The sequence below is a fragment of the Pseudomonas sp. MF08831 genome, assembly GCF_059862645.1.
Genome location: NZ_JCBCUX010000015.1, coordinates 113,162 through 126,444, shown reverse-complemented (window position 1 = coordinate 126,444; position 13,283 = coordinate 113,162). Strand labels below are relative to the sequence as shown.

Below are 13,283 nucleotides of genomic sequence, written 5' to 3'. Positions count from 1 at the left end.
TCACACCTCGTCGTGCTGCAGTTCAAACAACAACAGCGAGCGGCCGGTGACTGCGTACTCGTGCTCGAAATCAAAGCGCTCCTGACCGCGCACCGCTGGCTCGTTGGTGTCGAGCATGCAGGTCCAGAACTCGCCTTCCGGCACCGGTGGCAGGCGGAAATTGACCATGTCGTGGTGGGCGTTGACCACCAGCAGCAACGTCGCATCGCCACCCGGGCGGCGAATCCCGGTTTCCTGGGCGCGGCCATCCATCAGCATGCCCAGGCAGCGGCCATGGCTGTCTTCCCACTGTTCGGTGGTCATCTCGTTGCCATCCGGCGCCAGCCAGGTGACGTCCTTCACCCCGATGTCTTCGTTGTAGTCACCCACCAGGAAGCGTCCACGGCGCAGGATCGGATACGCCAGGCGCAGCTTGATCAGGCGTTTTACAAACTTGAGCAGCGCCTTGCCGTCGTCGTCCAGCTCCCAGTTGACCCAGCCGATCTCGCTGTCCTGGCAGTAGGCATTGTTGTTGCCGTGCTGAGTGCGAGCGAACTCGTCACCGGCCACCAGCATCGGTGTGCCTTGGGCCAAGAGCAGGGTGGCGAAAAAGTTGCGCATCTGGCGCAGGCGCAGCGCGTTGATTTCCGGGTCTTCGGTAGGCCCTTCGACGCCGTGGTTCCAGGACAGGTTGTTGTTGCTGCCATCCTGGTTGTTTTCGTCGTTGGCTTCGTTGTGCTTGTCGTTGTACGACACCAGGTCGTGCAAGGTGAAGCCGTCGTGCGCGGTGATGAAGTTCACCGAACTGTACGGGCGTCGACCACGCTGGTTGAACATCTCGCCGGACGCAGTCATGCGTGCAGCAAAGTCTGCCAACTGGCCGTCATCGCCTTTCCAGAAGGCGCGCACGGTGTCGCGGAAGCGGTCGTTCCATTCCACCCAGCCCGGTGGGAATTTGCCCACTTGATAGCCACCGGGGCCGCAGTCCCACGGCTCGGCGATCATTTTCACCTGGCGCAGCACCGGGTCCTGGCGGCAGGCCACGAGGAAGCTGTGGCGTTCGTCGAAGCCATCGCGGTAACGGCCCAGAATGGTCGCCAGGTCAAAGCGGAACCCGTCCACGTGCATCTCGGTGGCCCAGTAACGCAAGGAGTCGGTGACCATTTGCAGCACGCACGGGTGGCTCAGGTCCAGGGTGTTGCCGGTGCCGGAATCGTTGATGTAGAAGCGCTTGTCGTCAGGCATCAGGCGATAGTAGGAGGCGTTGTCGATGCCGCGCATGGACAGGGTCGGGCCGCGCTCGTTACCTTCGGCGGTGTGGTTGTAGACCACGTCGAGGATCACTTCCAGCTTGGCTTCGTGCAGGTGCGCGACCATTTCCTTGAACTCGGCAATCTTGCCGCTGGCCAGGTAACGCGGGTCCGGGGCGAAAAAGGCGATGCTGTTATAGCCCCAATAGTTGGTCATGCCTTTTTGCAGCAAGTGCTGGTCGTTGACGAATGCGTGCACGGGCAGCAATTCCACCGACGACACACCCAGCTGGCGGATGTGCTTGAGCACGTCATCTTCCATCAGCCCGGCGCAGGTGCCGCGCACCGACTCGCCAACCGAAGGATGGCGCATGCTGATGCCGCGCAAGTGGGTTTCATAAATGATCGTACGGTCCCACGGCACCCGCACCGGCTGGTCGTTACCCCAGGTGTGCGCCGGGTCGATGACCTTGCACTTGGGCACGAAGGGCGCGCTGTCGCGTTCGTCGAAACTGAGGTCATCGTCGGGGTGGCCGATGGTGTAGCCGAACAACGCTTCGGACCATTTGAGTTCGCCCACCAGCTGTTTGGCATAGGGGTCGATCAGCAATTTGTTGTGGTTGAAGCGGTGACCATTGGCCGGGTCATATGCACCGTATACGCGGTAGCCGTAAATCAGCCCAGGGTGGGCGTCGGGCAGGTAACCGTGGAAGGTTTCGTCGGTGTATTCAGGCAGTTCGATGCGTTCCAGCTCAACTTCGCCGGTGTCGTCAAACAGGCACAGTTCAACTTTGGTGGCGTTGGCCGAGAACAACGCAAAGTTGACGCCCAGGCCGTCCCAGGTGGCGCCGAGGGGGAAGGGCAAACCTTCACGAATCCGCGACGGCTCGTTTTCCGGCGTCGGTTGGTTTTTATCTGGTTTGCTCATTGAGTTGCTCCTGCAAGGGTCTTTTTTCGGGCCGAGCGCGACCGTGCTGGCGATCGTTCAGCTGACGCAGTGGATATTCAAAAGGGAACCTCCTGCCGGCAGCGCCGGGAGGAGGCCCGTAAGGTCGTGATGCTTAAGGCTTGGGTTTTTTCGGCGCTGCGGGCTTTTTCGCCGCAGGCGGCGCCGGTTTGCTCGCTGCCGGTGCCGGCGGCTTGGCTTTGGGCGCAGGCTTGGGCGCGGTTTTTGGCTTGGCAGCGGCCTTGGGCTTGCTTGGCGTCAGCGCTTCGGCTTCGGCCAGTTTGCGCGCCATCTCCCAGTGGCGAGTGTCCTCTCCGTGGGGCTTGCCCTCGGATTCCCAGATCTGATGCGCCAATTCGCGAATACGTTTGTCTTCAGTACTCATCACAATGCTCCTCACAGAAAAGTTTCAGCTTTCTTGATCATCAGGATTGATAAAGACATTGACCGGGAAATCCCCCAGGGCAGCGCTGATCAACAGCTCCTTGTTTGGTGTGACTGCGCCTGTATGAAAAAGTCCCTTCCAGTTTTGCGTTGTCGCGGCGAACGGTAATTTAACCCGCGTATCGCCCCAAACTTGCGCGTCGATGTGGGGCCGCTCACCGTTTTCCAGCAAGCGATGAGGCCAGCGCGGCACCACCACCAACAGGCGTTTGCCTTGATGTTCGCGACAGAATGCGACCACATGTTCTGCGTGCGTGCCGGTGACCTCCAGCGGTGTGTAGTGGCCGCTGCGAAAGATCTCCGGGGCGGCCTTGCGCAACGCCAGCACCTGGGCAATCAGCGCCTGCTTGACGCGCCCGTCGCGCCAGTTGGATAACAGTTCAGGGATGTCCGGCGGTGTGTTCAGCGCGTGTTGCCGCGCGTTGAAGTCCACCGGACGACGGTTGTCCGGGTCCACCAGGCTGAAGTCCCAGAACTCATCGCCCTGGTACAAGTCCGGCACACCCGGCACCGTGATGCGAAGCAAGGATTGCGCCAGGCTGTTGACCGCACCGGCCGCGGCAATGGCGTGAGCGGCGTTGCCCAGGGCGGTGCGCAATGCGCTGCCCGCATCGCTGAGCAACAGGCGCGAGAGAAACGCCTCGACGCCTTGCTCATACGCCTCGTTCGGCGCGCTCCAGCTGCTTTGCAGCTTGGCTTCGCGCAGGGCCTTTTGCTGCCATTGCCAGAGGCGCTGCTGGTAATTCTCGACGTCCAGGTGCAGGTCCAGCGGCCAACTGCCCAGCAACACTTGATACAGGATCAGCTCATCACCGGCCGACGGGCTATTGGCATCCTCGCGCAAGGGGGCGGCGAGGGTGCGCCAGTGCTCAACCTGTTCGACATACCACGGCGCGCATTCACTCAATACCGCCAGGCGTGCGCGGGTATCTTCGCCGCGCTTGTGGTCGTGGGTGGCGGTGGCCAGCAGGTTGTCGGGAAAGGTCTGCAAGCGTTGTTGGTTGACGGTGTGAAACGCCGCCACCGGCGCACTGAACTGCTCGGTGCTGAAACCCACGTCATTGCGCGACAGCAGTACTGCCGAGCGATAGAACGCGGTGTCTTCCACGGCCTTGGCCGCGGCCGGAGAGGTCAGTTGCTGGAAGCGTACACAGGCATGTTTGAGTATCTTGCGCTCGCGCCCGATCAGGCGATGGCGCCACGGCTGGCCGCCCAGCCATTTTTCCAGGTGATCGAGCACCGGCCAGTCGCCTTCGCTCAACGTGCTGCGAGCACCGGCCAGGGCTTGCAGGAAAAACACGTCATCTTTTTCGCTGCGGCCACGGGCGCTGATGTAAGTGCGGTACACCGGGAAGTGCACGATCAGCTCCTGCAAGGCGCGGCGGATCGCGCCCAGGGTCAGGTCGCGGGTCATCACATCGTCACGGGCCACCTGCAGCAGGGCCTGGGCCACGCTTTCGAAGTCACCGGCCAGCGAGCCATTCAGGATCTGCTGGCGTGCCAGCCAGGCTTCTTCGATAAAAGCCGCTGGCCGTCCGCTGTGGCGGGTCCACAACTCGGCAAGCGGCTCGAAGCCTTGAGGATCATGCTGCAGCAACGACAGCTGATTCATGAATTCGTAGCCGGTGGTGCCGTCTACTTTCCAATCTTCGCGCAGGGTTTCGCCTTCACCGAGGATTTTTTCCACGAAGATCGGCAAGTGCCGTTCGGGCGACAGTGAATCAACCCGACGCCGCAGCTTGCGGCAATAACCGCGTGGGTCGGCCAGGCCGTCGATGTGGTCGATGCGCAAGCCATCTATCAGGCCCTCGCTGATCAGCTCGAAGATCTTGCCGTGGGTGGCCTCGAATACCGCCTTACGTTCAACGCGCAAGCCGCCCAATTCATTGACATCAAAGAAGCGCCGCCAGTTGATATCGTCCGCCGCCGTGCGCCAGCTGGCGAGCCGGTAGACTTGCTCTTCGAGCAATTGATGCAGGCGATTGAAACCCTCGGGCTGGCGTGCGTCGAACTCGCCCAGGCGTTGCTCGATGGCACGGCGCACGTCGCTTTCGGTCGCGCGTTCGGCCAGCGCCTGCTTGAGCCAGGCGGCTTCGTGGTAGGCATCATCCTGATAGGCCAGCGCGCTGAAACGCTCGGCCAACGGCCGGAGCAGCGCGTCGGCGCCGAGGATCAACGCGTAGTCGCGCGGGCAGATCGGGAAGCGGTGCTCGTAATGCTCGACGTAAAACGCCCCATGCTCGGCGTCAAAATGCAGCGTCAGCGCGCCGGTCTGCAAAGCCTCGCCATAGTCGCTGCCCAGAAACGGCATCAGCAGTTGGCCTTTGAGCAACGGGTCCGGCGAGTGCCACTGAATATCGAAGAACTCGCTGTAGGGGCTCAGGCGTCCCCATTCGAGCAGGTCCAGCCACCACGGGTTGTCCGCGCCACCCACGGCCATATGGTTGGAGACGATATCGAGGATCAGCCCCATCTGGTGCTCGCGCAGTGCAGCAACCAGGCGCCGCAACGCGGGCTCGCCGCCCAGTTCGGGGTTGACGGTCGTCGGGTCGACCACGTCGTATCCGTGCATGGAGCCCGCGCGGGCACTGAGTATCGGTGAGGCGTACACATGGCTGATGCCTAGCTGGGCGAAGTACGGCACCAGAGGCACCGCATCATCCAGGGTAAAACCTTTATGGAATTGCAGGCGCTGAGTAGCGCGCAGGGGCAGTGCTTTCATCGGTCACGCTCATAGGCTTGGTTGCGCGCAACGGCCAGCAGTTCGAGGCGGCGGGCGGCGCCGGCGTTGTCGAGCAGGCTGGCGGCTTCGCCCGGCAGGCGACGGCGCCAATTGGGATGGGTGTCGGTGGTGCCGGGCAGGTTGGCTTGTTCTTCGATGCCCAGCGCGTCCTCCAAGGGCAGCAATACCAGCGGCGCACGGGTATGGCCGAGGTAGCGCACGCTGGCGTCGATCATGTGGTCGGTGTCGTTGCGGATTTCATCGACAAAGTTCTGCGGGTCCTGGCTCAAGGCCTGGCGCAGTGCCTGACGTTCGCGCAGGCGGTGTTCGCTCCATTGCTCCACCGTCGGTGCGTCGATCAGGCCGAGCTGGATATTCCACTCGATGTCGCGGCTGTGCCACCAGCCGTTGAGGGTCGGCAAGTCGTGGGTGCTGGTGGTCGCCAGGGCGTTGTCCGGCCAGTCAAGGATCGGCCTGAATTGGCCATCGTGACCTTGCTCGAACAGCAGCACGCGCATGCCCAGAATCGACCGCGCGCTGAGTTTTTCGCGCAGGCCATCGGGCACGGTGCCGAGGTCTTCACCCAGCACAATCGCCTTGTGACGCTGGGATTCCAGCGCCAGCAGTCGCAGCAGGTCGTCCACCGGGTAATACAGGTACGCACCCTCGCGCGGGGAGGCATCCATGGGGATCACCCACAGGCGTTGCAGGCCCATCACATGGTCGATGCGCAGGCCACCGGCATGGGCGAAGTTGGCCCGCAGCATCTCGATGAAGGCGCGGAAGCCGTTGCGTTTGAGACCTTCGGGGGAAAACGCAGAGATGCCCCAACCTTGACCGGCGCGGTTGAGAATATCGGGCGGCGCACCCACGGTGAGGTTCGCCAGCAATTCATCCTGGCGGCTCCAGGCCTGGCTGCCGCCGCCGTCGGCGCCGACGGCCAGGTCGGCAATCAGGCCGACGCCCATGCCGCTGCCACGCGCGGCTTGTTGCGCACGCTCCAGGCAACGCGCGATCAGCCATTGGCTGAACGCGTAGAAGCCGATTTCGTCGCGGTGTTCAGCGGCGAACTTAACCAGTTCAGGGCTTTGCGGCGAGCGCCAGGCTTCGGGCCAGTGACGCCAGTCGAGGTCCTCTCCCGCGGCGGCGCGAACGGCCTGCACGGCTTCGAAACGGCAATGGTTCTCCAGGGCTTCACCGCCGTTCTGGCGAAAGCTCAGGAAATCGGCATGCTGCGGGTGTCCGCCGTGGCGGAAGTCTTCATACAGCGCGCGCAGCAGGCGCTGCTTGGCCTTGGCGGCGGCGGGCCAGTCGATCAGGGTGTGCTGTTCCAGCGTGTGCAGTTCTTCGGTCAAACCGCAGGCGTCGATGGCATTGCGCACTTCGCGCTCGCCCAGGATGCAGGCAGGCGAGGCGTACAGGCTGTTCAGAAACAGGCGGCTGGACGGCGAGTAGGGACTGTAGCGCTCGGTGTCGGCGCTGAACATCGCGTGCATCGGGCTGATCGCCAAGGCATCGGCGCCGCGTTCGGCGGCGGCGCGAACCATGTGCTCCAACGCCTGCGTGTCGCCAAAACCACCGTCGCCGAGACGACGCAGCGCGTACAGTTGGGCGCTCAAACCCCAGGCGCGCGCCGGTTGGGCGTCGACGGCTTCAGCCACGCTGTAGCAGTGAGCAGGCGCCACGGCCAGGGTGAAGGTCTGGTCGTCGATGTGCACCTGGTGATAGCCCAGCGCGATGACGCCTGGCAGCACGGCATCACCGTCGAGGCGCAGCTCCAGGGTTTCGCCGGTTTCCAGGCTGACCCGGCAGGGCGTGTCTGCGGCAAAGTAGCGTGCCAGGTCGAGGCCTTCGCCGCTGTCGACGGTCATCAAGGGCGGCAGATGCTTGTCTTGCTGCACCTGTTCGAGTTCGAGCAGGCTGGCGTTGATTTCGGCATCAGTATCGGCCGGGTGGCCCAGGCCTTTGAGAACGGCGCGCAAGGCGCCGGGTTTAACATGTTGCGGACGGCCGTTCGCGTCGATCCAATCGACGGCCAGGCCCGCTCGGCTGGCGAGTATTTCCAGGTTCGCTTCGCTCAAAGGTGCTCTCCAACAGGGGATAGGGCAACGCGTGCGCTGAAAGGCGCCAAGGGCGCCCCTTCACCGGCAGGCGTTTCAAATAGCAGGTGCGGCGGCGCAGGGTGATCCAGCGGTTCGGCGCCCAGGTTTAAGTCAATCTGCAACACACTGCCGTTGCCCAGGCGCCAGCGCGCGCTGACGGCGCCTTGCCCCAGCACCTGCGCGCCCAAGGCCACACTGCCGGGCAAGTGCGGCACGATCTGCTGGTGGCGCAGGCTCAACAGTTGGCGGTAGAACTGGGCGTGCTGGTTTTCGGTGAAGGCGGGTGCCGATTGCAAAAAGGTGGGCAGGGCATTCGGGTCGGGAATGTGTTCACGCCTTTGCGGGTCTTTGAATGCGGCAAAATCAGCAAACTCGTTGCGCCGGCCTTCGCGCACGGCTTCGGCCAGCTCCCCATGGTGATCGGTGAAAAACAGGAACGGTTCCTCGGCGTTCACTTCATCACCCATGAACAGCAACGGAATCATCGGCGACAACAGCAATAACGTCGTGGCTGCCTTGAGCGCCTGCGGCGAGCACAGCTGATGCAGGCGTTCGCCCAGTGCGCGGTTGCCGATCTGGTCGTGGTTCTGCAAAAACGCCACGAAGGCGCTGGGCGGCAAGTCCCCACTGGGTTCGCCGCGCTCATGGCCGTGGCGGGTGGTGTGGCCCTGATAGATAAAACCCTCACCCAGGCAGCGCGCGAGTTTTTCGGTAGGGTTTTCAGCGAAGTCGCTGTAATAGGCGTCGGTTTCGCCGGTAAGCAATACGTGCAGCACGTTGTGGAAGTCATCGTTCCACTGCGCGTCGAAATCGTTCTTCAGCAGGCTGGCCTGGTTCAGCTCGTTTTCCAGCACCAGCCAGACATGCCGACCTGTGTCTACCTGTTGGCGAACACGGTGGGCCAGTTCCTTGAGAAAATCGGGATTGTCGATTGCGTGCACCGCATCCAGGCGCAGGCCATCAAAGCGGTATTCGAGCAACCACATCAAGGCATTGTCGAGGAAGAAGTCGCGCACCTCGCGACGATCAAAATCAATGCCTGCGCCCCAGGGCGTGTGCACGTCTTCTTGAAAGAAACCGTTGGCGTATTGGCCCAGGTAGTTGCCGTCCGGGCCGAAGTGGTTGTAAACCACGTCGAGCATCACCGCCAGGCCGTGTTCGTGGGCACTGTCGATCAATTGCTTGAGCTGTTCCGGCGAGCCATAAGAGGAGTGGGGCGCATAGGGCAGAACCCCGTCGTAACCCCAATTGCGTTCGCCGGGAAATTGCGCCAACGGCATCAATTCAATCGCGGTGACGCCCAGTTCAGCCAGGCGTGGCAGCTGCTTTTGTACGGCGGCGTAGCCACCCAGCACACCCACGTGCAGCTCGTAGATCACCGCTTCATGCCATGGGCGGCCTTGCCAATGGCTGTGTCGCCACTGATAGGCGAGTGGATCGACAACCACGCTCCAACCATGAACATCCTCGGCTTGCGCCCTGGATGCCGGGTCGGGTACGTCGTTTTCGCCGTCGATGTTGTAGCGGTAGCGAGTGCCCGCCGGGCACTGTATCTCTACCTCAAACCAGCCATCTGCCTGGGGCAGCATGGCGATGGACTTGCCGTCTTCCAATTCAACGCTGACATAAAACGCGTCTGGCGCCCACAGGGCAAAACGCGTGTGTTGCGCGTCCAGCATGATTGCGCCGTGGGGCCAGGTTTCCAGAGTCCGTGACGGCATCTATGAAGCCCTCCCTTGATTATTTGTTCGATTTCCCCAGTGCTTTAACCACAAGCTGTTCGTACAGTTCGGCGTAGGGTTCCACCGCCTGGGACCAGTTGAACGGCTGCGTCATAGCACGGCTGCGCATCGCATTGAGCAGGCCGGTATTGGCAAATACCCTGAAGGCGCGGCTCAACGCTTCCTTGTAGCTTTCAACCGTGGATTCGTTGAACAGAAACCCGGTAACGCCATTTTCAATGGTGTCAGCCAGTCCACCGGTATTGCGCGCCACTGGCAGCGAGCCGAAGCGCTGGGCGTACATCTGGCTCAAGCCGCAGGGCTCATAGCGCGATGGCATCAACAGGAAGTCACTGCCGGCGAACATGCGGCGGGCGTCGGTTTCGTTGAAACCGATGCGCACGCCCACCTGGCCCGGGAACCGCAGGGCCAGCTCACGCATGGCGTGTTCTTCTTCAGGCTCACCTCGGCCGATGATGGCAATCTGGCCACCGTTTTCGACGATAAAGCTGCTGACCGCCTCGGTGAGGTCCAGGCCTTTTTGGTACACCAGGCGCGAAACCACCGCAAACAGCGGGCCGGTGGAGTCGTGCAGGCCGAACAACTCGCGCACATGGGCGGCGTTGATGGCTTTGCCTTCCCAGTCACCAATGTTGAAGTTGTGGGTCAGGTGCGTGTCAGTGGAGGTTTCCCAGCTTTCATCGATACCGTTGGGGATGCCACTGAGCAGGCCTTGTTGAGTCTTGCTCGCCAGGAAGCCGTCGAGGCCGCAACCGAATTCCGGCGTGGTGATTTCCTGGGCGTAAGTGGCGCTCACGGTGGTGATGTGGCTGGAATACGCCATGCCGGCCTTGAGGAACGACATTTTGCCGTAGAACTCCATGCCTTCCTGTTGCAGGGCATGCGGCGGAATCCCCAGTTCAGGGGTGGAAGCCAGGCTGACCACGCCTTGGTAGGCGAGGTTATGAATGGTGAACAGCGTTGGCGTACGCGAACCACGCCAGTGCATGTACGCCGGTGCCAGGCCTGCTGGCCAGTCATGGGCGTGCACCAGGTCCGGGCACCAGTGGATCTGTGCGAGGTTGGCGGCCATGTCGGCGGCGGCCAGGCCCAGGCGTGCGAAGCGAATATGGTTGTCCGGCCAGTCGCGCCCGTTGTTGGCGCCGTACGGCGTGCCTTCGCGCTCATACAGCTCGGGGCAGATCAGGACATAGATGACCAGGCCATCCTTGAGATCCATGCGCCCGATCTTGCACGGCGGCAGCGCTGCATGGCCACCCAGTTCGCCGATGATATGGATCGGGTTGTCGCTTTCCATCACTTGCGGATAACCCGGAATCAACACGCGCACGTCGTGCAGGTGCGCCATGGCGCGGGGCAGGGCGGCGGACACGTCGCCCAGGCCGCCGGTTTTCACCAGGTCGGCGAATTCGGAGGTGACGAACAGGACTTTCTTTCGGTTCGGGTTCTGACTCACGATCGGCCGCACAGTGTTGGGCAGGTCGGCCAACGCAGTGGGCCCCCCTACCGGCTGACTAAAACGCTCTCCCTGAGTATCTACTGCAGCACTGATCATAATTCTCTCCGACATGTCTGGTTGGCTAATGGCCCGCTGCCATCGGCTCCGAAGACCGCATCCTGCGGCCAGGCGCACAAGCACTGTACAAACTGGCAAGGCGTATGCCAGTTGCACTCATTGCTAAAAAAGAGTGGATGGACGGGCATTTGGCGTGAACCGCGTGCACTCGCCTCCCTTAAAAACTGGACCTACGGCAGAGTTGGAAAGTTTCGATTTTTTGCGGGGTTTTTATTTTGGAACGGACCCATCGGTCATGAGTCTAGGCCAGATCCTAGAGCCTGTAGGGTTTATGCGGGAATTTTGTAGGACAAAAAACTTTTAACCTTATGCAAGGTTGAATGCTTGCGCTGACCGCGGGGGCTGTCCAGCAAGGCCTGGCCCCGAAGTTTGTTCGCGCCGGGTTGCAACACTGCCCGATGTTCTGCGGTCGAGCCAGAGGCCGCTGCGCGCGCACCAGCGGGTGCACGCACCTCGCCACAGCAGTGCGTACGCCCTTGATTGGTGCGCTACCCGAGCACGCGAATGGGCATGCCGCCGGCCCAGGCCTGGATATCCTCGATCATCTGCTGGTAGAACTGCCGGTAATTCTGCTCGCTCACGTAACCCACATGCGGCGTGGCCAATACATTGGGCAAGCGCCGAAACGGATGCTCCGCAGGCAGTGGCTCTTGGCTATACACGTCCAGCGCCGCCCCGGCCAGGCGTCCGGTGGACAAGGCCTGCACCAGTGCCTGTTCGTCCACGATCGGCCCGCGCGCCGTATTCACCAGTCGTGCGGTCGGCTTCATCCAGCCCAGCGCCTGGGCATCCACCAGGCCACGGCTGCGATCACTGAGTACCAGGTGCACAGTCAGGATGTCGGCCTGTTCAAACAGCTCACGCTTGCTGACCCAGGTCACTCCCGACTCGGCCGCACGTTCTGGCGTGAGGTTTTCACTCCAGGCAATCACGCGCATGCCGAACACCTGGGCAAATTGCGCGACCTTCTGGCCGATACTGCCCAGGCCCAGGATTCCCAGGGTCTTGCCATACAGATCACCGCCCAGGCCAACCTGCCAGCCGCCGTCGCGCACCGCATTGGCCTCGACCAACAGGTTGCGGGTCGAGGCCATGATCAGTGCCCAGGTCAATTCCGGCGCCGCCTGCTTATAACTGTCGGTGCCGCACACCTGGATTCCCAAGGCCTTGGCCGCCGCAATGTCGATGGCGGCATTGCGCATGCCGCCGGTCACCAGCAATTTCAGCCGGGGCAGGCCCTCCAACAGAGCCCTGTCGAAGGTCGAGCGTTCGCGCATCACGCAAATCACTTCAAAGCCCTTCAAGCGCTCAATCATCAACGCAGTGTCCGCCGGGTAGTCGTGCAGGAAATGCACCTGGCCCACCGACTGCAGCACCGACCAATCCACCACGCCACTGGCTACATCCTGCCAATCATCAATGACTGCGATCTGTACCGACATTCACGAGTGCCTCGAAAAAGGTTGGATTAAAGGGCGTTCAACCCCTGCAACAGCGTCTGATTAAACTTAACTGGCTCTTCCATCTGCGGCGCGTGCCCAAGGCCCGGGAATTCCACCAGGGTTGCGCGGGGGATCAACTTGGCCACTTGCTTGCCGAGCACGTCGTAGTGACCGAGCCTGGCCTTGACCGCCGGCGGCGCGATATCGCTGCCGATGGCGGTGGTATCGGACGTGCCGATCAGCAGCAGCGTGGGCATCTGCAAATCCTTGAATTCGTAGTACACCGGCTGGGTGAAGATCATGTCGTAAATCAACGCCGAGTTCCATGCCACCTGGGTGTGCCCCGGGCCTTTGTTCAAGCCGGCGAGCATGTCGACCCAACGGTCGTACTCAGGCTTCCAGCGCCCGACGTAGTAAGTGTTGAGTTCATACTGGCGAATGCCGTCGGCGCTCAGTTTCAGCTCGCGTTCATACCATTGGTCAACGCTGCGATAGGGCACGCCCAGCGCTTTCCAGTCTTCCAGACCGATCGGGTTGACCAGCGCCAGCTGCTCTGTTTGCGCCGGGTACAGCAGCGCGTAGCGGGTGGCAAGCATGCCGCCGGTGGAGTGGCCGACGATGGTGGCCTTTTGAATGCCGAGTTTAGCCAGCAGTTGGTGGGTGTTGAGCGCCAGTTGCTGGAAACTGTATTGGTAGTGGTCGGGCTTGCTGGACGTGCAGAAGCCGATCTGGTCGGGCGCGATCACCCGGTAACCGGCGCCGCTCAAGGCTTTAATCGATTCATCCCAGGTGGCGCCGCAAAAATTCTTGCCATGCATCAGTACCACGGCGCGCCCATTGGCCTTGCCTTGGGCGGGCACGTCCATATAACCCATCTGCAAGCTTTTGCCCTGGGACTCAAAGTTGAAATGCTCGACGGGATAGGGGTACTTGAAGCCTTGCAGCTCGGGGCCATAGGCGGGGCCTGCAGTGGCGGCGAAGGCGGGGACGGCAGTACTCAGCAACAGGCTGGCAGCGCACAGTGAGCGGATCAACGTCATGGGTCAGGCTCCGAAAACAGTGTCTCGGATGCTGTGGCGA

At 62.0% G+C, this 13,283-nt stretch carries 8 protein-coding genes; all 8 read right to left on the bottom strand.

Translation table 11 applies throughout. The features are described from left to right. A complete protein-coding gene (glgX, locus tag AC19YS_RS26080) occupies nt 1-2,157 on the bottom strand; it encodes a glycogen debranching protein GlgX (RefSeq protein WP_106579063.1) in 2,157 nt (718 codons plus the stop codon). Nucleotides 2,158-2,290: 133 nt separating this feature from the next. Continuing rightward, nucleotides 2,291-2,560, bottom strand: a complete 270-nt coding sequence (locus tag AC19YS_RS26075; protein WP_106579064.1) for a DUF2934 domain-containing protein — start codon at nt 2,558-2,560, stop codon at nt 2,291-2,293. A gap of 24 nt (nt 2,561-2,584) precedes the next feature. Then, a complete protein-coding gene (locus AC19YS_RS26070) occupies nt 2,585-5,341 on the bottom strand; it encodes a malto-oligosyltrehalose synthase (RefSeq protein WP_500602976.1) in 2,757 nt (918 codons plus the stop codon). Next, nucleotides 5,338-7,422, bottom strand: a complete 2,085-nt coding sequence (gene malQ / locus AC19YS_RS26065; protein ID WP_124417614.1) for a 4-alpha-glucanotransferase — start codon at nt 7,420-7,422, stop codon at nt 5,338-5,340. Before malQ ends, AC19YS_RS26070 begins: the two co-directional genes overlap by 4 nt. Continuing rightward, a complete protein-coding gene (gene treZ, locus AC19YS_RS26060; RefSeq protein WP_500602975.1) occupies nt 7,419-9,164 on the bottom strand; it encodes a malto-oligosyltrehalose trehalohydrolase in 1,746 nt (581 codons plus the stop codon). The genes malQ and treZ overlap by 4 nt, the downstream gene beginning before the upstream one ends. Nucleotides 9,165-9,183: 19 nt before the next feature. Then, entirely contained in the window at nt 9,184-10,740 is a 1,557-nt protein-coding gene (gene glgA / locus AC19YS_RS26055) for a glycogen synthase GlgA (RefSeq protein ID WP_106579068.1), read from the bottom strand. Between the two features lie 509 nt (nt 10,741-11,249). Next, nucleotides 11,250-12,203 (bottom strand): D-2-hydroxyacid dehydrogenase family protein, encoded by a 954-nt coding sequence (locus AC19YS_RS26050; RefSeq protein WP_500602974.1) that lies wholly within the window; start codon nt 12,201-12,203, stop codon nt 11,250-11,252. Nucleotides 12,204-12,229: 26 nt separating this feature from the next. Beyond that, nucleotides 12,230-13,243: an alpha/beta fold hydrolase gene (locus AC19YS_RS26045; RefSeq protein WP_500602973.1), complete on the bottom strand. Its 1,014-nt coding sequence runs from the start codon at nt 13,241-13,243 to the stop codon at nt 12,230-12,232. Nucleotides 13,244-13,283 lie beyond the last annotated feature (40 nt).

Coding starts and splice junctions, on each gene's coding strand:
- glgX (WP_106579063.1), bottom strand. CDS start 2,157: ATGAGCAAACCAGATAAAAACCAACCGACGCCGGAAAACGAGCCGTCG.
- AC19YS_RS26075 (WP_106579064.1), bottom strand. CDS start 2,560: ATGAGTACTGAAGACAAACGTATTCGCGAATTGGCGCATCAGATCTGG.
- AC19YS_RS26070 (WP_500602976.1), bottom strand. CDS start 5,341: ATGAAAGCACTGCCCCTGCGCGCTACTCAGCGCCTGCAATTCCATAAA.
- treZ (WP_500602975.1), bottom strand. CDS start 9,164: ATGCCGTCACGGACTCTGGAAACCTGGCCCCACGGCGCAATCATGCTG.
- glgA (WP_106579068.1), bottom strand. CDS start 10,740: ATGATCAGTGCTGCAGTAGATACTCAGGGAGAGCGTTTTAGTCAGCCG.
- AC19YS_RS26050 (WP_500602974.1), bottom strand. CDS start 12,203: ATGTCGGTACAGATCGCAGTCATTGATGATTGGCAGGATGTAGCCAGT.
- AC19YS_RS26045 (WP_500602973.1), bottom strand. CDS start 13,243: ATGACGTTGATCCGCTCACTGTGCGCTGCCAGCCTGTTGCTGAGTACT.